Annotated in this window: 20 protein-coding genes and 1 tRNA gene; 13 read left to right on the forward strand and 8 right to left on the reverse strand. The window is 71.7% G+C overall.

All coding sequences use genetic code 11. The annotated features are described in order from the left end of the window. Positions 1–239: 239 nt before the first annotated feature. The 4 genes from ABTX62_RS32215 to ABTX62_RS32230 all read right to left on the reverse strand — a co-directional run bounded on the left by ABTX62_RS32215 (position 240) and on the right by ABTX62_RS32230 (position 4667). On the reverse strand, positions 240–1100 hold the full coding sequence (locus tag ABTX62_RS32215) for an S-methyl-5'-thioadenosine phosphorylase (protein WP_352119477.1): 861 nt from the start codon (positions 1098–1100) through the stop codon (positions 240–242). Positions 1101–1178: 78 nt separating this feature from the next. After that, entirely contained in the window at positions 1179–1499 is a 321-nt protein-coding gene (locus ABTX62_RS32220) for an FmdB family zinc ribbon protein (protein WP_352119478.1), read from the reverse strand. 67 nt (positions 1500–1566) lie between these two features. After that, positions 1567–2859 carry an MFS transporter gene (locus ABTX62_RS32225; protein ID WP_352119479.1) on the reverse strand — a complete coding sequence of 431 codons (1293 nt, stop codon included), beginning with the start codon at positions 2857–2859 and terminating at the stop codon, positions 1567–1569. A gap of 278 nt (positions 2860–3137) precedes the next feature. Then, positions 3138–4667 carry a potassium/proton antiporter gene (locus ABTX62_RS32230; RefSeq protein WP_352119480.1) on the reverse strand — a complete coding sequence of 510 codons (1530 nt, stop codon included), beginning with the start codon at positions 4665–4667 and terminating at the stop codon, positions 3138–3140. A 238-nt stretch (positions 4668–4905) separates the two neighbouring features. Between ABTX62_RS32230 and ABTX62_RS32235 the strand changes: the two genes are divergently transcribed. Next, positions 4906–7743: a penicillin acylase family protein gene (locus tag ABTX62_RS32235; protein ID WP_352119481.1), complete on the forward strand. Its 2838-nt coding sequence runs from the start codon at positions 4906–4908 to the stop codon at positions 7741–7743. Between the two features lie 53 nt (positions 7744–7796). Here ABTX62_RS32235 and ABTX62_RS32240 read toward each other — a convergent pair whose 3' ends face one another. Then, positions 7797–8345: a 5-formyltetrahydrofolate cyclo-ligase gene (locus tag ABTX62_RS32240; RefSeq protein ID WP_502998054.1), complete on the reverse strand. Its 549-nt coding sequence runs from the start codon at positions 8343–8345 to the stop codon at positions 7797–7799. 168 nt (positions 8346–8513) lie between these two features. Here ABTX62_RS32240 and galU point away from each other — a divergent pair, with 168 nt between their 5' ends. The 7 genes from galU (at position 8514) to ABTX62_RS32275 (ending at position 14046) form a co-directional block, all read left to right on the forward strand. Further along, positions 8514–9416, forward strand: coding sequence for a UTP--glucose-1-phosphate uridylyltransferase GalU (gene galU / locus ABTX62_RS32245; protein WP_352119483.1), 903 nt, complete (start codon positions 8514–8516; stop codon positions 9414–9416). 4 nt (positions 9417–9420) lie between these two features. Beyond that, positions 9421–10758, forward strand: a complete 1338-nt coding sequence (glp, locus tag ABTX62_RS32250; RefSeq protein ID WP_352119484.1) for a molybdotransferase-like divisome protein Glp — start codon at positions 9421–9423, stop codon at positions 10756–10758. Positions 10759–10843: 85 nt separating this feature from the next. Further along, positions 10844–11353 carry a cyclic pyranopterin monophosphate synthase MoaC gene (moaC, locus tag ABTX62_RS32255; protein ID WP_352119485.1) on the forward strand — a complete coding sequence of 170 codons (510 nt, stop codon included), beginning with the start codon at positions 10844–10846 and terminating at the stop codon, positions 11351–11353. Then, positions 11350–11850 (forward strand): MogA/MoaB family molybdenum cofactor biosynthesis protein, encoded by a 501-nt coding sequence (locus ABTX62_RS32260; RefSeq protein WP_352119486.1) that lies wholly within the window; start codon positions 11350–11352, stop codon positions 11848–11850. The genes moaC and ABTX62_RS32260 overlap by 4 nt, the downstream gene beginning before the upstream one ends. A gap of 23 nt (positions 11851–11873) precedes the next feature. Then, positions 11874–12494, forward strand: coding sequence for a GNAT family N-acetyltransferase (locus ABTX62_RS32265; protein ID WP_352119506.1), 621 nt, complete (start codon positions 11874–11876; stop codon positions 12492–12494). Positions 12495–12665: 171 nt separating this feature from the next. Beyond that, on the forward strand, positions 12666–13889 hold the full coding sequence (gene sepX, locus ABTX62_RS32270) for a divisome protein SepX/GlpR (RefSeq protein WP_352119487.1): 1224 nt from the start codon (positions 12666–12668) through the stop codon (positions 13887–13889). A gap of 83 nt (positions 13890–13972) precedes the next feature. Further along, positions 13973–14046 (forward strand) — tRNA-Ala (locus ABTX62_RS32275). A gap of 143 nt (positions 14047–14189) precedes the next feature. On the opposite strand, the gene ABTX62_RS32280 is transcribed toward ABTX62_RS32275, so the two are convergent. Beyond that, entirely contained in the window at positions 14190–14666 is a 477-nt protein-coding gene (locus ABTX62_RS32280; protein WP_352119488.1) for a GNAT family N-acetyltransferase, read from the reverse strand. Positions 14667–14678: 12 nt separating this feature from the next. Between ABTX62_RS32280 and ABTX62_RS32285 the strand changes: the two genes are divergently transcribed. After that, entirely contained in the window at positions 14679–15530 is an 852-nt protein-coding gene (locus tag ABTX62_RS32285; protein WP_352119489.1) for an exodeoxyribonuclease III, read from the forward strand. Here the strand turns inward: ABTX62_RS32285 and ABTX62_RS32290 are convergent. Further along, complete coding sequence (locus ABTX62_RS32290) at positions 15527–16168, reverse strand: MerR family transcriptional regulator (RefSeq protein WP_352119490.1); 642 nt, start codon at positions 16166–16168, stop codon at positions 15527–15529. The genes ABTX62_RS32285 and ABTX62_RS32290 overlap by 4 nt on opposite strands. A 132-nt stretch (positions 16169–16300) precedes the next feature. Here ABTX62_RS32290 and ABTX62_RS32295 point away from each other — a divergent pair, with 132 nt between their 5' ends. The 4 genes from ABTX62_RS32295 (at position 16301) to ABTX62_RS32310 (ending at position 19920) form a co-directional block, all read left to right on the forward strand. Then, positions 16301–17824 (forward strand): flavin-containing monooxygenase, encoded by a 1524-nt coding sequence (locus tag ABTX62_RS32295; RefSeq protein WP_352119491.1) that lies wholly within the window; start codon positions 16301–16303, stop codon positions 17822–17824. Further along, positions 17821–18744, forward strand: coding sequence for an alpha/beta fold hydrolase (locus ABTX62_RS32300; RefSeq protein ID WP_352119492.1), 924 nt, complete (start codon positions 17821–17823; stop codon positions 18742–18744). Before ABTX62_RS32295 ends, ABTX62_RS32300 begins: the two co-directional genes overlap by 4 nt. Next, positions 18741–19625, forward strand: coding sequence for an SDR family oxidoreductase (locus ABTX62_RS32305; RefSeq protein WP_352119493.1), 885 nt, complete (start codon positions 18741–18743; stop codon positions 19623–19625). Before ABTX62_RS32300 ends, ABTX62_RS32305 begins: the two co-directional genes overlap by 4 nt. A gap of 76 nt (positions 19626–19701) precedes the next feature. Further along, a complete protein-coding gene (locus ABTX62_RS32310) occupies positions 19702–19920 on the forward strand; it encodes a hypothetical protein (RefSeq protein ID WP_283973978.1) in 219 nt (72 codons plus the stop codon). A gap of 69 nt (positions 19921–19989) precedes the next feature. On the opposite strand, the gene ABTX62_RS32315 is transcribed toward ABTX62_RS32310, so the two are convergent. Further along, a complete protein-coding gene (locus tag ABTX62_RS32315; RefSeq protein ID WP_352119494.1) occupies positions 19990–23220 on the reverse strand; it encodes a S41 family peptidase in 3231 nt (1076 codons plus the stop codon). Positions 23221–23303 lie beyond the last annotated feature (83 nt).

Genomic DNA, 23303 nt, shown 5'->3' on the forward strand with positions numbered 1-23303 from the left:
GGGTGGTGACTCCCTCACCTGAACGGTGGCTTTCGGGTCTTGCGTGGGCACCCGCACGGTTTGTGGCAGGCGGGGGCCGGGTGGTGACTCCCTCACCTGAACGGTGGCTTTCGGGTCTTGCGTGGGCACCCGCACGGTTTGTGGCAGGCGGGGGCCGGGTGGTGACTCCCTCACCCGAACGGCGGCTTCCAGGTCCCGCGCGGGCACCCGCCTCGACGTTCGTCCGGTGATGCGAACCCCTACGGCAGCGCGAATCCCGGATCCATGCCGCCCAGCGCACCCACGCACAGGCAGTCCCGCTCGCCCTCGCCGGGCAACCCGGCCACCGCGTCGAACAGCACGCCGCGAAGCCGGTCCACGTTCGCCGCGAACACCCGCAGCACCTCGTCGTGCGAGACGCCCTGCCCGGTCTCCGCACCCGCGTCGAGGTCGGTGACCAGGCTCAGGGACGTGTAGCAGAGCTCCAGCTCACGGGCGAGCGCCGCCTCGGGATGGCCGGTCATGCCCACGACCGACCAGCCCTGAGCCTGGTGCCACAACGATTCGGCACGGGTCGAGAAGCGCGGCCCCTCGACGACGACCAGCGTGCCGCCGTCCACCGGTTCCCAGTCCCGGCCGTGTGCCGCCTTCAGTGCGACGGCCCGCCCGGCGGGGCAGTAGGGGTCGGCCAGCGATACGTGCACCACGTTCGGCACCGAGCCGTCGGGCAGCGGCAGGCCGTCGAAATAGGTGCCCGCGCGGGACTTGGTGCGGTCGACCAGCTGGTCCGGCACGAGCAGCGTGCCCGGTCCGTACTCGGGGCGCAGACCGCCCACGGCGCAGGGGGCGAGGACCTGGCGCACGCCGACCGAGCGCAGCGCCCACAGGTTGGCCCGGTAGTTGATGCGGTGCGGCGGCAGGTGGTGGCCGCGTCCGTGCCGCGGGAGGAAGGCGACCCGCCGGCCGGCGACCTCACCGAGGAACAGCGAGTCGCTCGGCGGCCCGTACGGGGTGTCGACCTGGATCTCGGTCACGTCGTCGAGGAAGGAGTAGAACCCCGAGCCGCCGATGACGCCGATCCCGGCGCCACCCCTGTCCGTCACGTTCGCCTTGTTCACCATGCCCGCACCCTAACCGCCCGCGCAAACACCGAGGACCCCGTCGCCCGGAGGGCGACAGGGTTCCGTAAGAATCAGGCCTTACGCGGCGGTGGTGCTGCTGCTGGAGGAGCTGCCGGTGCTCGACGACGTGCTCGAACCGGAGCTCGACGAGCCGGAGTCCGAGGACGACGAGCCGGAAGATCCGCCGCTCGACGACTTCGCCGGGGAGCTGCTCGACGAGGAGCCGCGGCTGTCGTTCCGGTAGAAGCCGGAGCCCTTGAAGACAATGCCGACCGCCGAGAACACCTTCTTCAGGCGGCCCTCGCACTGGGGGCACTCGGTGAGGGCGTCGTCGGTGAACTTCTGCACCGCCTCGAGGCCTTCGCCGCACGCGGTGCACTGGTACTGATAGGTGGGCACTGTCTTCCTCCTGGCACTCTCACTCGATGAGTGCTAACGACGATCCATAGTGACGTATTCCGGCCGCTCAGTCCACTGACACCGGCACGCGGTGACCCACGCCACGTGCGACGGTCCGGCCGTTGCCCCGCGCCGCGAGCCGGGAACGCAGGGCCAGGAGGGTCACCAGGGCCAGCACCGTGCCGCCCATGGGCACCAGGAAACCGGCGCCCGACCAGAACCGGTCCTCCAGCTGTCCGGCCGCGGTGACGGCGGCGGCCTGGCCGAGCGCGACCGCTCCGGTCAGCCAGGTGAAGGCCTCGGTGCGGGCACCGGCCGCGACCAGGCTCTCGACCAGGGTGTAGCCGGTGATCAGGGCGGGCGCGATGCACATGCCGACCAGCAGGCCGAGGCCGGCGAGGACCGGTACCGAGTGGGCGGCCCACAGGCCCGAGGCGGTGAGGGCGAGCGCCGTGTAGCCGACGACCAGGCGGCGCTGCGGGGCCGCCTTCCAGGCGATGGCGCCGCAGACCACGCCGGAGAGCATGTTGCCCGCGGCGAAGACGCCGTAGAGGACGCCGTTCAGACCCGGCTCGCCGATCGACTCGGTGAACGCGGCCAGCGACACCTGCATGCCGCCGAAGACGGTGCCGATGCCCAGGAAGGTCACGATCAGCACGCGCACCCCGGGGACGCGCAGGGCCGAAACGTGCTCCACGCGCGCGTGCCCGCTCGGGGTGACCGAGGGCTGGGTGCTCTTCTGCGCGGCGAACAGCAGACCGCCGACCAGGGTCAGCGAGGCCTCGGTGACGAGTCCGGCGGCCGGGTCGACGGCCGTGCACAGGGCGGTGGCCAGCAGCGGTCCGACCACGAAGGTCAGTTCGTCGGTGACGGACTCGAAGGCCGCCGCGGTGGTCATCAGCGGCGAGTCCTTGAGCTTCACGCCCCAGCGGGCCCGCACCATCGGGCCGACCTGCGGCACCGAGGCGCCGGTCGGCACGGCCGCCGCGAACACCGCCCACAGGGGCGCGTCCAGCAGCGCGAGCGCGGTGAGCGTCAGCCCGGACAGCGCGTGCAGCAGCACTCCGGGGATCAGCACGATCCGCTGCCCGTAGCGGTCGGCGAGGCGGCCGCTGTAGGGCGCGAACAGGGCCATGGAGACACCGGTGACGGCCGCGGCGGCGCCCGCCGCTCCGTACGAGCCGGTGGTGTGCTGCACCAGCAGCACGATGGAGAGGGTCAGCATCGCGAACGGCTGGCGTGCCGCGAAACCGGGGAGCAGGAACGTCCAGGCGCCGCGGGTGCGCAGCAGCCGGCCGTATCCCGGGCGGGCGGAAGCCGACGGGTTCTCCGACGCCTTCGAGGTGACCGTGGACGCCACGGCCCGTGCCTTTCTGCCGCCTGGTAGCGCGGCCCCGTCATGGGCGGCGCCGAGAGCTGTCCTCTTGCGCGGAACTGCGGTAGATGCCGGGGCCCGGTGAGGAGGGGTGTCCCGACCGCCATACGGTCGCGCCAGCTCTGCGTCAGGCAGAGTTGGTTCGATCTGGGTAACGCCTTCATCGTACAGGGATCAAGGGCTCGCACGCCTGTGAAAGTGAGCACCATGGGCGTGCTCACTCTGTACATCACAAACGGTGCGAAATGTCCCTCACCGGCCCCTCACCGGCTCACCCCGTCCGTCCCCAGCCAGCCGGCCAGCTTGCCGCCGCGCCCCACGGCCCGCAGCCGTTTCTCGGTGGCGTCCCGGACGGGGTCCGTGGCGATGACGAGCAGTTCGTCCTCCCGCTGCAATATCGTCGTCGGCAGCGGGACGAAGGATTCGCCCGCGCGCACGATGAGTGTCACGGCGGCGCCGTGCGGCAGCCGCAGTTCGCCCACCTCCACGCCGTGCATCTTCGATCCGTGGGGGATCGCCACGGACAGCAGATGCCCGCGCAGCCGCTCCAGTGGCGCCGACTCGATGCCGAGGTCGGCGGCCTCCGAGCCGTCCCCTAGGCGCAGCTTGCGGCCCAGCCAGGGCAGCGTCGGGCCCTGGACCAGGGTGTAGACGACGACCAGCACGAAGACGATGTTGAAGATCCGGCGGCTGGCGTCGACGCCCTCCACCATCGGGATGGTCGCCAGGATGATGGGCACGGCTCCGCGCAGCCCCGCCCAGGACATCAGGGTCTGCTCCTGCCACGGCACCCGGAACGGCGACAGGCACAGGATCACGCTCAGCGGCCGCGCCACCATGGTCAGCACCAGCCCGATCACGAGGGCGGGCACGATGGTGTCGCCCAGCTCGTGCGGGGTGACCAGGAGCCCGAGCAGGACGAACATGCCGATCTGGGCCATCCAGCCGAGGCCGTCGGCGAAGCCGCGGGTGGCCGGCCAGTGCGGCAGCCGGGCGTTGCCCATCACCATCGCGGCGAGGTACACCGCGAGGAAGCCGCTGCCGTGGGCCAGCGCCCCCGCCGCGTACGCCACCACGGCGATCGCCATGACGGCGATCGGGTAGAGGCCGGAGGCGGGCAGCGCCACGTGCCTGAGCCCCAGGGAGCCCAGCCAGCCCACCGCGAGCCCGATGGCCGCGCCGATGGCCAGCTCCAGCAGGATCACGCCCAGCAGCCCGTACCACTGCTCGACCGGGCCCGCCGTGGACAGGGACACCACGAGGATGACCACCGGGGCGTCGTTGAAGCCGGACTCCGCCTCCAGCGTGCCCGTCACGCGCGCGGGCAGGGGGATCTTGCGCAGCACGGAGAACACGGCCGCCGCGTCGGTCGAGGAGACGACCGCCCCGATGATCAGCGCCTGCCGCCACTCCAGCCCGATCAGATAGTGCGCGGCCGACGCCGTGACCCCGACGCTCACCGCGACACCGGCCAGCGCCAGCACGGAGGCCGACGGCAGGACCGGCTTGATCTCCTTCCACTTCGTGCCCAGACCGCCCTCGGCCAGGATCACGACCAGGGCCGCGTATCCGATGACCTGGGTCAGTTCGGCGTTGTCGAAGTGGATGTCGCCCACGCCGTCCTGGCCCATGGCGACGCCGATCCCCAGGTACACGAGCAGGCTGGGGAGCCCGCTGCGCGAGGAGATCCGTACCGCTGCGACGGCGATGAGCAGGACGAGCGAGCAGACGAGCAGGAGCTGGTTGAGGTGGTGAACAGTCAGCGGCCGAATCCTTCCCTGGCCCGCACGCACGCGCGCGTGGGCTCACGTACATCGCACATGAAGCTGTGGCGCGTCGCGCCAACTACTTCGTTACCTTACCTAACTCTTGACGATTTCTTGACACTTCCTGGGGCAAGATCGAACGTCCGTCCGTGCCGGTTCCCGACTCCGCGTCAAGGGGCGCAAGGCCCTGCGCCTATCGTTGCTCCAGCGCTCAGTTAAAAGCACAGCCGAACCTGCCGCTCGCGTTAGGACAGCAAGGACAGCGATGCCCCCCAACACCACCGCCTCCACGGGTCAGCAGCCCGGCAAGTCCGGCAGGAGAAAGGGGCGCAAAGCCCGCCTTTTCGTGCTCGTCCTGGTGCTGGCCCTCATCGGGGGCGTGGCCTACGGGTCGTACTGGTCCATCAGTACCGTCCGGGCCTCCTTCCCGCAGACCAAGGGCACCCTCACCCTGAAGGGCCTCTCGGGTCCCGTCGAGGTCAAACGCGACGACTACGGCGTCCCGCAGATCTACGCCTCCTCGGACGCGGACCTGTTCATGGCGCAGGGCTACGTCCAGGCGCAGGACCGGTTCTACGAGATGGACGTCCGCCGCCACATGGCCTCGGGACGGCTGTCGGAGATGTTCGGCACGAGTCAGGTCGACAACGACGAGTTCCTGCGCACCCTCGGCTGGGACCGGGTCGCCAAGCAGGAGTACGACACCAAGCTGTCGGCCACCACGAAGAAGTACCTCCGGGCCTACGCGGAGGGAGTCAACTCCTACCTCCAGGGCAAGGACGGCGAGGACATCTCCCTGGAGTACGCGGCGCTGGGCTTCACCAACGACTACAAGCCGCAGAAGTGGACCCCGGTCGACTCGATCTCCTGGCTGAAGGCGATGGCCTGGGACCTGCGCGGCAACATGCAGGACGAGATCGACCGCGCCCTGCTCACCAGCCGCCTCGGCCCGAAGCAGATCGCCGACCTGTACCCGCGGTACCCGTACAGCCGCAACAAGGCCATCGTCCAGGAGGGCCAGTACAACGAGCTGACCCAGGCGTTCGAACAGGGCGGCACGTCCGGCACGAGCGGGACCGGCGGCACCTCCACCGGCACCGCGGGCACGGCGTCCGGCGGCTCCGGTACGTCGGGCGCCGCCTCGGGCGCGTCCGGTACGGCCGGCGCGAGCGGCACCGCCGCCGGAGCCTCGGGCACCGCGGGCCTGGACAGCCAGCTCGGCGGCCTGACCCGCGTGCTGGACGACCTCCCGCCGGCCGTCGGTGTGAACGGCGACGGCATCGGCTCCAACTCCTGGGTCGTGGGCGGGAAGTACACCATCACCGGCAAGCCGCTGCTGGCCAACGACCCGCACCTGTCGCCGTCCCTGCCGTCGGTCTGGTACCAGATGGGCCTGCACTGCCGCAGCGTCTCCAGCGCGTGCCAGTACGACGTCAGCGGCTACACCTTCGCCGGCATGCCGGGCGTGATAATCGGTCACAACCAGGACATCGCCTGGGGCATGACCAACTCCGGCGTCGACGTCACGGATCTCTACCTGGAGAAGATCACCGGCAACGGCTACCTCTTCGACGGCAAGGTCAAGCCCTTCGAGACCCGCGAGGAGACCATCAAGGTCGCCGGCGGCGAGCCGAAGAAGATCGTCGTCCGCGGGACCAACAACGGGCCCCTGCTGTCCGACCGCGACGAGGAGCTCGTGAAGGTCGGCAAGAAGGCCACCGTCGACACCGCCGCACCCGACCGGGGCGACGGCTACGGCGTCGCGCTGCGCTGGACCGCGCTGCAGCCCGGCACCACCATGGACGCCGTCTTCGCCATGAACAGGGCGAAGGACTGGACCGACTTCCGCAAGGCCGCCGCGCAGTTCGAGGTGCCTTCGCAGAATCTGATCTACGCCGACACCGAGAACAACATCGGCTACACGCTCCCGGGGAAGATCCCCCTGCGCGAGGAGAGCGACAACGGCTCCATCCCGGCGCCCGGCTGGGACCCGAAGTACCGCTGGACCGGCTACATCCCGCAGGGCGCGCTGCCCTACGAGTACAACCCGGACCGCGACTACATCGTCACCGCCAACCAGGCCGTGATCGACTCGGACAAGTACCCGTACACGCTCACCTCGGACTGGGGCTACGGCGCGCGCAGCCAGCGGATCACCGACCTGATCCAGTCGAAGATCAAGGACGGCGGCAAGATCTCCACGGAAGACATGCGCCAGATGCAGCTGGACAACAGCAGCGAGATCGCCCGGCTGCTGGTGCCCACGCTGCTGAAGATCGACCCCGGGAACAAGGACGTCCGCGAGGCGCAGAAGCTCCTCGAGGGCTGGGACTACACCCAGGACGCCGACTCGGCGGCAGCGGCCTACTTCAACGCCGTCTGGCGCAACATCCTCAAGCTCGCCTTCGGTAACAAGCTGCCCAAGGAGCTGCGTCCCAGGGGCCAGTGCCTGTGGGTCGAGCCGGTCAACACCACCGGCCCCGCCGACGAGGCCGACAAGGTCCGCGAGTGCGGTCAGCGCGACCCCGAGCGGGCGCAGCCGGACGGCGGCGACCGCTGGTTCGAGGTGGTCCGGGGGCTCATGAGCCAGCCCGACAGCGACTGGTGGAAGACGCCCGAGGTGAGCAAGAGCCGTCCCGGCGCCGACAACCGCGACGACCTCTTCAAGCGGGCCATGATCGACGCACGCTGGGAGCTGACCGCCAAGCTCGGCAAGGACATCGACACCTGGAGCTGGGGCCGGTTGCACCGCCTGTTCCTGAAGAACCAGACCCTCGGCACCGCGGGCCCCGAATTCATCCGGTACGCCCTCAACCGCGGCCCCTGGCAGCTCGGCGGCGGCGAGGCCACGGTCAACGCGACCGGCTGGAACGCGGCCGGCGGTTACGGGGTGGTGTGGGTGCCGTCCATGCGGATGGTGGTGAACCTCGGCGACCTCGACAAGTCCCGCTGGATCAACCTCACCGGCGCCTCCGGACACGCCTACAACGCCCACTACGTCGACCAGACCGACAAGTGGGCCGACGGCGAACTGCTGCCCTGGTCGTTCTCGGACCAGGCGGTCGAGAAGAGCACGGCCGACAAGCTGGTGCTCAGACCGTGAGCCGCTGACACCGGCAGCCGTAGGGCCCTCCACGCGTGGAGGGCCCTTTCGCGTCAGGACTCCTGCCGGAACCGTCGCACCCCCGACGGTGTCACCACCGCGTGCACGGGCCGGTCGTGCGCCTCCTCCGGGACGTGCTCGACGACCTCGGAGTCGTACAGCAGCACCACCAGGGCGGGGTGGGCGCCCGCCCGCTCCAGCCGTGCCAGGACCCGGTCGTAGGAGCCGCCGCCCCGCCCGAGCCGCATCCCCCGCGCGTCGACGGCGAGTCCCGGCAGCAGTACGGCGTCGGCGGTGGTCACGGCGTCCGGCCCGAGGCGCTCGCCCGCGGGCTCGAACAGGGCCATGCGGCCACCGTGCCGGACACGCGCGAGCGCGCCCTCTCCCTCGTACTCGCCCCAGTCGAGGTCGTTGTCGGGCAGCAGGGCCGGCAGCAGCACGCGCACGCCCCGGGCGCGCAGCGTGTCCAGGAGCGCGACCGTGCCGGGTTCACTCCCCACCGAGACGTACGCCGCCACCGCCCGGGCTCGCGCCAACTCGGGCAGCTCCAGCGCCCGCCCGGCCAGCGCGGCCGACGATTCCCGCAGGTCACCCGCCGTCAACCTGCTTCTCACCGCGAGGATCTCGCGCCGCAAACTCCGCTTGTCAGGCTCGCCCGGACGTGCGATAGGCCTCAATGGTTGCTCCCGTACTGTTGCAATACGCTCATATGAGCGTCTATGAACCGGAGCCGCAGATTCCATCCAAAGGCACCGGTTAGGGTGGCGGACATGACTCAGTCGCACCCTCGGATCAGCAAGGCTGTCATTCCCGCAGCAGGCCTCGGCACCCGGTTTCTGCCGGCCACCAAAGCCACTCCCAAGGAGATGCTGCCGGTCGTGGACAAGCCCGCGATCCAGTACGTGGTCGAGGAGGCCGTCGCGGCGGGTCTCGACGACGTCCTCATGGTGACGGGCCGTAACAAGCGCCCCCTCGAGGACCACTTCGACCGCAACTACGAGCTGGAATCCGCCCTGCAGAAGAAGGGCGACGCCAGCCGTCTCGCCAAGGTGCAGGAGTCCAGCGACCTCGCGACCATGCACTACGTGCGCCAGGGCGACCCCAGGGGCCTCGGCCACGCCGTCCTGTGCGCCGCCCCGCACGTGGGGGAGGAGCCCTTCGCGGTCCTCCTCGGCGACGACCTCATCGACCCCCGCGACCCGCTGCTGCGGCGCATGGTCGAGGTCCAGGAGCAGCGCGGCGGCAGCGTCATCGCCCTCATGGAGGTCGCCCCCGAGCAGATCCACCTCTACGGCTGCGCCGCCGTGGAGACCACCGAGGACAGCGACGTCGTCCGGATCAGCGGTCTCGTCGAGAAGCCCGAGCCGGCCGACGCCCCGTCCAACTACGCCATCATCGGCCGCTACGTCCTCGACCCGCACATCTTCGGGATACTGCGCCGGACCGAGCCGGGCCGCGGCGGCGAGATCCAGCTCACCGACGCCCTCCAGCAGCTCGCCGAGGACGAGAAGATCGGCGGCCCCGTGCACGGCGTCGTCTTCAAGGGCCGCCGCTATGACACCGGCGACCGCGGGGACTACCTGCGTGCCATTGTCCGACTCGCATGCGAACGTGAAGACCTGGGCCCGGACTTCCGGACCTGGCTTCGCAGTTACGTAGCCGAGGAGATGTAGCACGTTGAGCAGCGCCGCGCCCCGCGTCACCGGCCAGGACCACTCGGGCCCCGACCACCTGTGGTCGGTGGACGAGCACCTGGAGGACATCCTCGCCACCGTCCGGCCCCTGGAACCCATCGAGCTGAACCTGCTCGACGCCCAGGGCTGCGCCCTCGTCGAGGACATCACGGTGCCGGTGTCCCTGCCGCCCTTCGACAACAGCGCGATGGACGGCTACGCGGTACGGGTCGCGGACGTGGCGGGCGCGAGCGAGGAGTTCCCGGCGGCCCTGGAGGTCGTCGGGGACGTCGCCGCGGGCCAGGCCGAACTGCTCCCCGTGGGCCCCGGCCAGGCCGCCCGCATCATGACCGGCGCCCCGCTGCCGCCCGGCGCCGAGACGGTCGTGCCCGTCGAGTGGACCGACGGCGGGCTCGGCGAGGGCCCGGTGCACGGCATGCGCGCCCGCAGCCTGGGCCCCGAGGGCGCCATGGGGCACGTGCACGTGTACCGCCCGGCCGAGGCTCGCGCGCACGTACGCGCGAAGGGCAGCGACGTGAAGGCCGGTGACCGCGCCCTGGAGGCCGGCGCGATCCTCGGCCCGCCCCAGATCGCCCTGCTCGCCGCGATCGGCCGCGGCACCGTCCGCGTACGCCCGCGCCCGCGCGTGGTGGTGGTCTCCACCGGCAGCGAACTCGTCCAGCCGGACACGGACCTGGGCACCGGCCAGATCTACGACTCCAACAGCTTCGCCCTCACCGCCGCCGCCCGCGACGCCGGCGCCATCGCCTACCGCGTGGGCGCCGTCGCCGACGACGCCGAGATCCTGCGCTCCACCATCGAGGACCAGCTGGTCCGCGCCGACCTGATGGTCACCACGGGCGGCGTGAGCGTCGGGGCGTACGACGTCGTCAAGGAGGCCCTCTCCCACGTCGGCGACGAGGACGAGGCCGGCAGCGGCATCGACTTCCGCAAGCTCGCCATGCAGCCCGGCAAGCCCCAGGGCTTCGGCTCCATCGGCCCCGACCACACCCCGCTGCTGGCCCTGCCCGGCAACCCGGTCTCGTCGTACGTCTCCTTCGAACTGTTCGTCCGCCCCGCGATCCGCACCCTCATGGGGCTGAAGGACGTCCACCGCCCCACGGTGCGGGCGACCCTGACGGCCGACCGGGCGTTGACCTCCCCGAAGGGCCGCCGCCAGTTCCTGCGCGGCACGTACGCCGACGGCAAGGTCACCCCGGTGGGCGGCGCCGGATCCCATCTGATCGCGGCCCTCGCCCACGCGGACGCCCTGATCGCCGTCCCCGAGGACACCGTCTCCGTCGAGCCCGGCACCGAGGTCGAGGTGGTCCTGCTCGGCTGAGAGGCGCTGGTTGGGGGTACCGTGTCGCGCACAACAGGCCCGTGCGCCGCACCGCGACGGGCCCGGACCGGGAGCGCCACACAGCATGAGCACGCAGGACCCACCCCCGTACGAGGGCCGTACGCCGGATCGGCTGACGCACATCGACGAGGCGGGCGCCGCCCGCATGGTCGACGTGTCGGAGAAGGACGTGACCGCGCGCACCGCCCGCGCCAGCGGACGCGTTCTGGTCTCGCCCCGCGTGATCGAGTTGCTGCGCGGCGAGGGCGTCCCCAAGGGCGACGCCCTCGCGACCGCGCGGATCGCCGGGATCATGGGCGCCAAACGCACCCCCGATCTGATCCCGCTCTGCCACCCGTTGTCGGTGTCCGGTGTGAAACTGGACCTGTCGGTCGCGGACGACGCCGTGGAGATCCTGGCCACCGTGAGGACGACGGACCGCACGGGTGTCGAGATGGAAGCCCTCACCGCGGTCTCCGTCGCCGCGCTCACCGTGATCGACATGGTCAAGGCGGTCGACAAGGGAGCGGTCATCACGGACGTACGGGTGGAGGAGAAGACGGGCGGCAAGTCGGGCGACTGGAGCCGGGCATGACCTATCGCGCTCTCGTCGTCACGGCCTCGAACCGGGCCGCCGCCGGGATCTACGAGGACAAGGGCGGCCCGCTGATCTCGGACGGCCTGAAGGGCTTCGGCTTCGAGGTCGACGGCCCCCAGGTCGTCCCTGACGGGGACCCGGTGGAGGCCGCCCTGCGCGCCGGCGTGGACGCCGGCTACGACGTCATCGTCACCACCGGCGGCACGGGCATCTCGCCCACCGACCGCACCCCCGAGGCCACCCGCCGCGTGATCGACCACGAGGTGCCGGGCATCGCCGAGGCGATCAGGGCGTTCGGCCGGGAGAAGGTGCCCACCGCGGCGCTCTCCCGGGGCCTGGCCGGAGTGGCGGGCGGGACACTGATCGTGAATCTGCCCGGCTCCAGCGGCGGCGTGAAGGACGGCCTCGCCGTCCTGGAGCCGCTGCTCGTGCATGCCGTCGAACAGCTCAGGGGCGGCGACCATCCCGGACCGGGCAGCGGGGGTGCGAGCTGAACAGCCCCTCGTGGCCCGTGGAGCTGGTGGACGGCGACATCGTCCTTCGGCCGATAAAGCTGCGCGACCAGCGGGCGTGGCGCGAGGTCAACCGGCGCAACCGCGACTGGCTGCGCCCCTGGGAGGCGACGATCCCGCCGCCCACGCCCGGTGGGCCGATGGCACACCGTCCGACCTTCCGCCAGATGGTCCGCCATCTGAGGTCGGAGGCGAACGCGGGCCGGATGCTGCCCTTCGTCATCGAGTACGAGGGGCGGCTGGTCGGGCAGTTGACGGTCGCCGGGATCACCTGGGGCTCGATGTGCTCGGGGCACGTCGGCTACTGGGTGGACGAGTCGGTGGCCGGCCGCGGGGTGATGCCGACGGCGGTGGCGCTCGTCGTCGACCACTGTTTCCGGGCTGTCGGGCTGCATCGCGTCGAGGTGTGCATTCGCCCGGAGAACGGGCCCAGCCGCCGGGTCGTGGAAAAACTCGGATTCCGTGAGGAGGGTCTGCGGCCGCGCTATCTCCACATCGACGGGGCCTGGCGGGACCATCTCGTCTTCGCGCTCACGGCGGAAGAGGTCCCGGACGGGCTGCTGAGACGCTGGCACCGGGCACGAACGCAGAGCAATCCGGGAATGCGGCACCACCCCGGAAATTGAATAAGTGTTCGAAATTGATCGGTCGGTGACCGTCTCGGGCAATGAATTCCCGGCCTGGGCGGTCTGCTGATCGCATCGGTCACAAGAAAAGTTCGAAATATCAGCCAGATCGTGCGACACACCGGCTCAATTGGCAGATGGCCTCACGCAAACCCCTCTACGGTGTGAGGCGTGAGCAGCAGCGGCCTCATCTACGCAGTCATTGTCGGGGCCTGGGCCGCCTACTTGGTGCCGATGTGGCTCCGTAGGCAGGACGAGCTGAACGAGGCCCGTCCGACGGAACGCTTCAGCACCGCCATCCGGCTGCTGTCCGGACGGGCGGGAATGGAGCGCCGGTACGCCAAGGACCTGCGGGCCCGCTTCGCCGACGAGGGGGAGCAGGGCGCCGACGACCTGGACGCCGTCACCGACTCGGTGGACGTCCGGGCCTTCGCCGTGTCCAAGACCCGTCCGCAGACCCAGGCACCCGTCCCGTCGCCCGTCCCCGAGCAGCCGGCCCGCCCGGCGGCGCCCGAACCCCCGGCCCGCCCGTCGCCCGCACCCCACGCGGCGCGTACCGGGCGTCCCCGGGAGCGGGTCTCCGCCGCCCGGCGCGGCGCCTCGGCGCAGGCGGACCAGGCGGCCGCGGCGCGGGCCCGGCGCTCGAAGGTGCTCGCGCGCCGCCGGCGCACCACCATCATGCTGTTCCTCGCCTTCACCCTCGGCGCGGTCGTCGCCGCCGTGGGAGGACTCGCCTTCCTGTGGGCACCCGGCGTGCCCGCGGTCATGCTCAGCGTCTACATCGCCTACCTCCGCTCCCAGGAGCGGCGCCGCTTCACCTACCAGATGGACCGCCGCATGGCCGAGGCCGCGGCCCAGCGCCTGCGGGAGCGCCAGCGCCAGCCCCGCCGGCGTGCCCTCACCGACGAGGAGATCGACGAACCGGAGGAGGGACCAGGGCCGGCGACCGAGCCCGGTCTGTCGGCCCTCGCGGCGGACCGGCGCGCCCTCGTCGAGCAGACCGACCACGCGGAGTGGGTCGACCAGCAGCGCGAGCGGCAGCGGCGGCCCGGTCAGGGCGGCGACAGCTGGGAGCCGGTGCCGGTGCCCCTGCCGACGTACGTGACGGCTCCGGTGGCCCCGCGGGCCACCAGTGACGTCGACCTCGGCGCCCCCGACACCTGGAGCTCGGCCAGGTCGAGCACCGTCGCCCCGAACGAGGACGACGACTCCGCTGCCGCCGACCACCCGGGCGAGCCGGCGCACCCCGCCCAGGAGGAGGCGGGCGACGGCGACGGCGACGGCCGCACCGACGCTCGCCGCGCTGCCTCCGCCCGGCGGGCCCGGGAGCGCGGCCGCACCCCCCTCTTCGATCAGTACGAGGACGGCGAGCGCCCCCGGGCCGCCAACGAGTAGGGCCACGAAGCCGCAGGTGACCGGCGCTCTGGAACGGATTTCCAAGCAGGCCGATCGGGGTGCTAAAGTTTCACTCGTTGCAAGGGCCTGTGGCGCAGTCCGGTAGCGCACCTCGTTCGCATCGAGGGGGCCAGGGGTTCAAATCCCCTCAGGTCCACGCAGCTCAGAGCCCCGGTCGGGATTCCCGACCGGGGCTCTGACGTGTGTTCAGTGCCACAGGGCGTTTCGCGGATCTTCGGCCGCCCGGGGGGACAAGCGCCCCGGGCGCGGCTGCCGCTGAGCCCTTGTCAGCCGGGTGGATCAGAGCCGCTTCGCGAAGCAGCGGCTCGCGTCGTGGAAGCGGTAGTAGCCGAACTTGGCGCACGGCTCGTAGCCGCTGGACGTGTACAGGGCTATGGCCTCCGGCTGCTTGGTGCCGGTCTCCAGGACCATGCGGACGCGGCCCGCCGCGCGGGCGTCCTCCTCCAGGGCGGCCAGGATGCGGCGGGCCAGCCCCCGGCCCCGCATGCCGTCGATCACGTACATGCGCTTGAGCTCGGCGTCGCCGTCGAGGTTGCCCTCGTCGTTGGCGTCCTGGGCGCGCCAGCCGCCCGAGGCGACGGGGGTGTCGTGCTCGTCGTACGCGATCAGGTAGACGCCGTTCGGCGGGGCGAAGTCCGCGGCGGCCAGGGGCGTGGCGTCGCCGTCGTCCCCGTAGCGGACGGCGTACTCGGCCTGGACCTGGTCGTTCAGCTTCATGGCGTCGGGGTGGTCGAAGGAGACCCGGCGTATGTGCATGGCCGCTACCGTATGCGATCCGGAACTGGACCTCGTCCAACGTGCCGGTATCGTGCCGGGGTGCTCACTGTGACCTCTGTGAATGTGAACGGGCTGCGTGCCGCCGCGAAGAAGGGTTTCGTGGAGTGGCTCGCACAGACCGAAGCCGACGTGCTGTGCCTCCAGGAGGTGCGCGCCGAGCCGGAGCAGCTGCCCGGGCACGTCCGGGAGCCCGAGGGGTGGCACGTGGTGCACGCGCCGGCCGCCGCCAAGGGACGGGCCGGGGTGTCCCTGTACAGCCGCCGCGAGCCCGACCGGGTGCGAATCGGGTTCGGCTCGGAAGAGTTCGACGGCAGCGGGCGGTACGTGGAGATCGATCTGCCGGGGGTCACCGTCGCCTCCCTCTACCTGCCCTCCGGCGAGGTCGGCACCGAGCGGCAGGACGAGAAGGAACGCTTCATGGGCGAGTTCCTCGCCTACCTGAAGGGGCTGCGCGAGCGTGCCGCCGCCGAGGGCCGGGAGGTGCTGGTCTGCGGCGACTGGAACATCGCCCACCAGCGGGCCGACCTGAAGAACTGGCGCGGCAACCAGAAGAGCTCCGGGTTCCTGCCGGAGGAGCGGGAGTGGCTGACCCGGGTCCTCACTCCCGAGGACGGCGGCTACACCGACGTCGTCCGCGCGCTCCACCCGGACACGGAGGGGCCGTACTCGTGGTGGTCGTACCGGGGGCGGGCCTTCGAGCGGGATACGGGTTGGAGGATCGATCTCGCGGTCGCGACCCCCGGGCTTGCGGAGAGGGCGGTCAAGGCGTTTGTGGAGCGGGCCGCCAGCCATGACAAGCGGTGGTCGGACCACGCGCCGGTGACCGTCGTCTACGACCGCTAGGGCTTCCGCATCCTCCGGTCCAGCGCCAGGGACAGTTCCGCCTCCACCACGCTGCGGGCCAGCGGGCGCAGGCGGGGCAGGTCCTGCGCGGAGGCGTGCCGAAGGACCAGGTCCGCGAAGAGGTTGGCCAGGGCGTCCGCGTGGGCCCGGACCTGCTTGGCCGCGCCGAGGACCTCCGCGAGGGGGATGCCCTCGCGGACCAGGGCCGCGGAGACGTCCAGGAGGCGGCGGCTGATGTGGACGATCTCCTCTCCGTCGGTGCCGAGGTAGCCGAGTTCCATCGCGGCGGCGAGGTTCTCCGGAGTGGCCTCGCCGGCGAAGTGGTCGGCGAGTTCCTCGGGGGTGAGGTGGACCGGCTCCTCCTCGGTGGGGCCGCCGACGCCGAGCAGGTCGCCGACGTCGCGGCCGTGGTCGAAGGCCTCCGCCAGTTCCGCGATGCCGCTGAGGGTGTGGCCGCGTTCCAGGAGGGCCGTGATCGTGCGCAGCCGGGCCAGGTGCTGGTCGTCGTACCAGGCGATGCGGCCCTCGCGGCGGGGTGGCGGGATCAGTTTGCGTTCGCGGTAGAAGCGCAGGGTGCGCACCGTGATCCCGGCGAGGCGGGCCAGCTCTTCCATGCGGTATTCACGCTTCTCGGCCACCTGGGCACCTTAAGGCGTACCAGGGGTAACTTTCCTCGCCCCGCCCCCTACCCATCAGTACGCCGCTGCCCTACGCTCCCATTGCGCCAGTGTTCACTGGCATGGTTCTCGTGGTGGTGTGGAGGTGTCGGCATGGGCGAGCGCGAACACGAGCATGTGCGGGTCGCGGTGGTCGGGTCCGGGTTCGGCGGACTGGGGGCCGCCGTGCGGCTGCGCCGCGAGGGCGTGACCGACTTCGTCGTCCTGGAGCGGGCGAGCAGTGTCGGCGGGACCTGGCGGGACAACAGCTACCCGGGGTGCCGGTGTGACGTGCCGTCCCATCTGTACTCGTTCTCCTTCGCGCCCAACCCCGACTGGCCGCGCGCCTTCTCGGGGCAGGAGCACATCCGCGCCTACCTGGAGCACGTGACGGACGTGTTCCGGCTGCGCCCGCACATCCGCTTCGACTCGGAGGTGAAGCGGATGAGCTGGAACGCCGAACGGCTGTGCTGGGACATCGAGACCAGCAGCGGGAGCCTGTCGGCGGACCTGGTCGTGTCGGCGACCGGGCCGCTGTCGGACCCGAAGATCCCGGACATTCCGGGGCTGGACTCCTTCCCGGGCGAGGTCTTCCACTCGGCCCGCTGGGACCACGACTGCGACCTGCGCGGCAAGCGCGTCGCCATGGTGGGGACCGGGGCCTCGGCCGCCCAGATCGTGCCCGCCATCCAGCCCGAGGTCTCGCGCCTGACCCTGTTCCAGCGCACGCCGCCCTGGGTGATGCCCCGCGTCGACCGGAACATCAGCGGCGCCGAGCGGTGGCTGCACCGGCAGCTGCCCTTCACCTCGCAGCTCAGGCGCGGACTGCTGTGGGGCATCCGGGAGTTGCAGGTCCAGGCGTTCACCAAGCATCCCAAGCAGCTCGGTCTGGTCGAGGAGCTGGCGCGGCGCACCATGGCCCGTTCGGTCAAGGACCCGGCGCTGCGGGCGAAACTGACCCCGGACTACCGCATCGGCTGCAAGCGGATCCTGCTGTCCAGCGACTACTACCCCGCGCTCGCGCAGCCCAACGTGGACGTGGTCGCGAGCGGGCTCGCCGAGGTCCGCGGGTCCACCCTGGTCGCCGCCGACGGCAGCGAGGCGGAGGTGGACGCGATCGTCTTCGGCACCGGCTTCCACGTCACCGACATGCCCATCGCCGAGCGGGTCGTGGGCGCCGACGGGCGGACCCTCGCCGAGACCTGGAAGGGCGGCATGGAGGCCCTGCGCGGCGCCTCCGCGGCCGGCTTCCCCAACTGGATGACGATCATCGGGCCCAACACCGGCCTCGGGAACTCCTCGATGATCCTGATGATCGAGTCCCAGCTGAACTACCTGGCCGACTACGTCCGTCAACTCGACGTGCTCGGCGGCAGGGTGGCCCTGGACGCCCGCCCGGACGCGGTGCGCTCCTGGAACCACCGGGTGCAGGAGCGGATGCGGCGCACGGTGTGGAACACCGGCGGCTGCACCAGCTGGTACCTCGACGCGAGCGGCCGCAACACCACCATCTGGCCCGGCACGACCGGCGAGTTCCGGCGCGCCACGCGGCGCGTCGACCTCGCGGAGTACGACGTCCTGCGGGCTCCCGCGGCGAGGAAGGGCACCGCGCAGGAGAAGGCCGGGGTGGAAGCGTGAGCCGCCTTCTGCGCGTCGACTCCGGCCCCTACGCCCCGCCCGCCCCGGCACGCGAACTGACCGCCGTCTCCGCCGACGGCGCCCGGCTGCACGTCGAGGTCCACGGGCCCGAGCACGCCCCTGCCGTCGTCCTCGCCCACGGCTGGACCTGCTCCACCGCCTTCTGGGCCGCGCAGCTCCGTGACCTGGCCGCCGACCACCGGGTCATCGCCTACGACCAGCGCGGTCACGGGCGCAGTCCCGCGAGCCCGGCGTGCAGCGCGGACGCGCTCGCCGACGATCTGGAAGCCGTCCTCGAAGCCACCCTCGCGCCCGGCGAACAGGCCGTGATCGCCGGACATTCCATGGGCGGGATGACCATCATGGCCGCCTCCGGGAGGGCCGCCTTCCGGGCGCACGCTGCCGCCGTCCTGCTGTGCAGCACGGGCAGTTCGCAGCTGGTCGCGGCCTCCACCGTCGTTCCGCTGCGGCCGGGGCGGGCGCGGACCTGGCTGACCCGGCGGATCCTCGGCAGCCGTGCCCCGCTCGGGCCGGTCACGCCGCTGGCCCGCCGGATCCTCAAGTACGGGACGATGGGCCCCGCTTCGGCCCCGGACATGATCGAGGCGTGTGCCCGGATCGTGCACGCCTGCCCCCGCAAGGTCCGCCACTCCTGGTCGCAGGTGCTGGATCTGCTCGATCTCGACCACGGCGTGCGGCGACTGGAGGTGCCCACGGCCGTGATCGTCGGTACGGCGGACCGGCTGACGCCGCCGGTGCAGGCCCGGGCCCTGGGCGCCGCGCTGCCGCACTGCACCGGCGTCGTCGAACTGCCCGGCATCGGACACATGACGCCCGTCGAGGCGCCCCAGCTGGTCACCGGAACCATCCGGGACCTCGTCCGCACACACATCCGGGTCGTATCCGAGGAGAGCGCATGAGCAGGGTGAGCCTCGAAGGCAAGGTCGCCGTGGTGACCGGGGCGGCGCGCGGCGTCGGGGAGTTGCTGGCCCGCAAGCTCTCCGCGCGCGGGGTGCGGGTGGCGCTGGTCGGCCTGGAACCGGACGCGCTGAAGCAGGTCTCCGGACGGCTGCACAGCGACAGCGACCACTGGCACGCCGACGTCACCGACCACGAGGCGATGGCCCGTGTCGCGGCCGAGGTCAAGGAACGCTTCGGCCGGGTCGACATCGTCGTCGCCAACGCCGGTGTCGCCACCGGCGGGCCGTTCGCCGACTCCGACCCGGAGTCCTGGCGGCGGGTGATCGAGGTCAACCTGATCGGCTCGGCGGTGACCGCCCGCGCCTTCCTGCCGCTGCTGACGGAGAGCCGGGGCTATCTGCTCCAGATCGCCTCCCTCGCCGCGATCACCCCGGCACCGATGATGACCGCGTACTGCGCGTCCAAGTCGGGGGTCGAGGCGTACGCGCACAGCCTGCGGGCCGAGGTCGGGCACCGGGGCGTGAAGGTGGGGGTCGGGTATCTGTCGTGGACCGACACCGACATGGTGCGCGGGGCCGACCAGGACGACGTCATGCGGGAGTTGAGGCAGCGGCTGCCCTGGCCGTCCAACAAGACCTACCCTCTCGGTCCTGCCGTGGACCGGCTGGTGGAGGGGATCGAGCGCCGGTCGAGCCATGTGTACGGGCAGTGGTGGCTGCGGGGGATGCAGGGTGTGCGCGGTTATCTGCCCGCGGTCATCGGGACGGTGGGGCAGCGCGAGATGCGGCGCTTCTCGGACCGGCTGACCGGCATGCGCACGGGCCTGGTCGGGGCCGGTGGGGCGGCCGACGAGCAGCAGCGGAACACGCTCCGTAAGTGATCGACATGCGCAGCGTCACGGCTCGTGTGAATCTGATCGAGCCAGATTCCCTCACCCCCAACGGGAGTGAACCCACATGGGTATGAAGGACCAGTTCCAGGAGAAGTCCGAGCAGTGGCAGAACCAGGCTCGCCAGAAGGCGGACCAGGCTCGCGAGCAGGTGCCGGGCCGCGACCGCCGGCGCGACGAGGACATGGACCCCTCGCAGCCGCAGCGTGACCGTGAGCGCTCGCAGCCGCAGCGCGAGCGTGAGCGCGAGCAGGAGGACCGCTTCGACCAGGACTTCGACGCCTGACGTCGCGTGCCGAGCGGACTGGGGCGTCCCCGTGCGGGACGCCCCATTCCCGTGGGCGAGCCAGGGCCTTCACGTCCTGGGCGGCAGCTTCGGGCGGGAGCGATCCGGTACGTCGCTGTAGGTCGGTGGCGTCGCCGGCGGGTTGGTCTCCAGCAGCCCGAGCGCCAGTTCCACCGCGTCGGCCAGCTGGGCGTGCCGCCCCTCGGCCCAGTCCAGCGGGGTGCGCAGGACGTCGATGTCGGGGGAGACGCCCTTGTTCTCCACCGACCAGCCGTAGGCGTCGAACCAGGCCGCGTTCATCGGCACCGTGATCACCGTGCCGTCGCCCAGCTCGTGCCGGCCGGTCATGCCGACCACCCCGCCCCAGGTGCGCTGCCCCACGACCGGGCCGAGCTTCAGCAGCCTGAACGCGGCGGTGATCATGTCTCCGTCCGAGGAGGTCGCCTCGTCCGCCAGGGCCACCACCGGGCCGCGCGGCGCGTTCGAGGTGTACGACACCGCCTGGGCGTCGCGGGTCAGGTCCCAGCCGAGGACGGTCCGGCTCAGCGTCTCGACGACCAGCTCGCTGATGTGGCCGCCCGCGTTGCCGCGCACGTCCACGATGAGCGCCGGGCGGGACACCTCCATGCGCAGGTCGCGGTTGAACTGCGCCCAGCCCGAGCCGCCCATGTCCGGGATGTGCAGATAGCCGCAGCGTCCGCCGCTCAACCCGCGTACCACCGCCCGGCGTTTGGCCACCCAGTCCTGGTAGCGCAGCGGCCGCTCGTCGACGAGCGGGACGACCGCGACCCGCCGGGGCGGGCCCTCGCCCTCCGCGGGGCGGAAGGTCAGCTCCACCGTCGTGCCGCCCGCACCGGCCAGCAGCGGATACGGGCCCGCGTCCGGATGCACCGGGCGGCCGTCGACATGGGTGAGGAGCGCGCCCTCCCGGATGCCGGTGCCGGCCAGCGGGGAGCGGGCCTTGGAGTCGGAGGAGTCACCGGGCAGGATCCGTCTGACGGCCCAGCCGCCGTCCCGGCGTACGAAGTTGGCGCCCAGCAGGCCCTGCCGGCGCTGGTAGTGCGCGGGGCCCTCGTTGCGTCGGGCGGCGGTGACATAGGCGTGGGAGGTGCCGAGTTCGCCGAGCACCTCACGCAGCAGGTCGGCGAACTCGTCGGGGGAGGCGACCCGTTCGACCAGCGGGCGGTACTGGTCCAGCACCGCGTCCCAGTCGATGCCGCACATGCCCGGGTCCCAGAAGTAGGCCCGGATCAGCCGCCCGGCCTCCTCGTACGACTGCCGCCACTCCGCCGCCGGGTCGGCCACGTGCAGGATGCGCCGCGCGTCGATCCACACCGTGGAATCGCTGTCACCCGGTTCGACGGCCGGTACCGCGCGCAGTTCGCCCTCGTCGACGATCACCAGCCGGGTGCCGTCGCCGCTGACCGCGAACCAGTCGAGGTGCTGGGCGAGTTCGGACCTCTTGGCCTTGGTGATGCCGAAGTGCTCCAGGGTCGGCCGTCCGCTGGTGTCGTCCGGGTTGGCGAACGTCTCGCCGAGGGCGCCCGAGATCGGCCAGCGCAGCCATACCAGTCCGCCGCCGGCCACCGGGTAGAGCGCCGAGTACTTGGAGGCGGCCACCGGGAACGGCGTGACCCGGCTCTCCAGCCCTTCGGCCTCGACGGTCACGGCCCCGTTGTCCCCGTTGTCGTCGTCCTCCACCGGGTCGAGGCCCCCGGCGGCCGGACGGCCCTCCGGGTTCACCGCGAACGGGGAGGGCGTCGCGGAGGACAGCGGCACCAGGTACGGGCGGCAGCCCAGCGGGAAGGACAGGTCCCCGGTGTGCACGTCGTAGACCGGGTCGAAGCCGCGCCAGGACAGGAAGGCGAGATAGCGGCCGTCGCGGGTGAAGACCGGGTTCTCGTCCTCGAAGCGGCCGTCGGTGACGTCGACGATGTACGTGTCCGAGATGCGGGCCATCTTGATCTGGCGCAGGGCCCGCCCGATGCCCGGGTGCGACCAGGTGAGCCACGCCCCGTCCGGCGAGAACGCGAGGTCGCGCACGGGCCCGTTGACCGACCGGATCAGCTCGGTGACCTCGCCGTCGGAGTCCTCCGCGACGTCGAGGAGGAGGAGCCGGCCGTCGTGCGAGGCGACCGCCAGCCGCTCGCCCTCCGGGTCCGCAACCAGCTCGTGCACCCGGCCCAGCGCACCGGGGGCCAGGCGCCGGGGCGCACGGTCGCCGCTCGCCCGGGGCAGGGAGGCGATCTCGACGGCGTCCTCGCCCTCGGCGTCCGTCACATACGCCACCCGTCCGCTGCCGCCGAGCATCTCCGGCAGCCGTACCCGAACGCCCGGGGTGTCGGTGAGGGCGCGGGCCGGGCCATCCCGGTGGGTCAGCCAGTACAGGCTGCCGCGCACGACGACGGCGCTCGCCCGCCCGGTCTCGTCGACCGAGAGCCCGTCGACGTGCCGGGACGCCGCCACCGGGTAGGGGCGACGGCCCGCGCGCGGCCCGCTCAGCCGTACGTCCAGCCGACGCGGCTCGGAGTCCGGGGACAGGTCGTCGACCAGCCACAGGTCGCCCCCGCACTGGTACACCACCCGGGTGCCGTCGCTCGCGGCGTGCCGGGCGTAGAAGACGTCGTGGTCGGTGTGCCGGCGCAGGCCGGAGCCGTCGTGGGCGCAGGAGTAGAGGTTGCCGACGCCCTCGTGGTCGGAGAGGAACGCGATGCGGCCGCCGACGAACATCGGGGAGTGCAGATGGCCGCCCAGGCCCTCCAGCAGCCGTTCGCCGTGCAGCCAGAGCCTGCCCGTGGCCCCGCCGCGGTAGCGCTTCCAGGAGGCCGGCTCGTGCGGCGGGGTGCCGGTCAGCAGCAGGGACCTGCGCTCCCCGTCCACGTCGGCGACCTGGATGTCGGAGACCGGCCCCCAGGGCAGTTTGCGGCCCGGGTCGCCGCCGGGGGAGACCTTGTAGGCCCAGGTGTAGAAGGAGAAGGGCTCGCCGTGCGAGGCCACGGCCAGGATCTCCCCCTCCGGGGTCCAGCCGCAGACCCGGGTGTCGGCGCTGCCCCAGTGGCTCACCTGGCGGCCCGGGCCGCCGTCCACCGGGACGACGTGGACCTCGGGCACCAGGGTGCGCCAGCTGGTGTAGGCGAGGTGGCGGCCGTCGGGCGAGAAGCGCGGGTGGCCGGCCTTGGTGCGGTCGACGGTGAGCCGCCAGGCCCGGCCGGGGGCGTCGAGCGGGGCGAGCCAGAGGTCGTCCTCGGCCACGAAGCACAGCAGGTCGTCATGGAGGTGCGGCAGACGCAGATAGGTCACCACCTCATGCTTTGCCGGGGGACGTACCGGGGCAACTCAGCGCACCACGCGACCGGTGAGCCAGCACACGTACGAAACGGTTT

The organism is Streptomyces sp. NPDC096046 (assembly GCF_040303285.1).
In the GTDB taxonomy this organism is placed as follows: domain Bacteria; phylum Actinomycetota; class Actinomycetes; order Streptomycetales; family Streptomycetaceae; genus Streptomyces.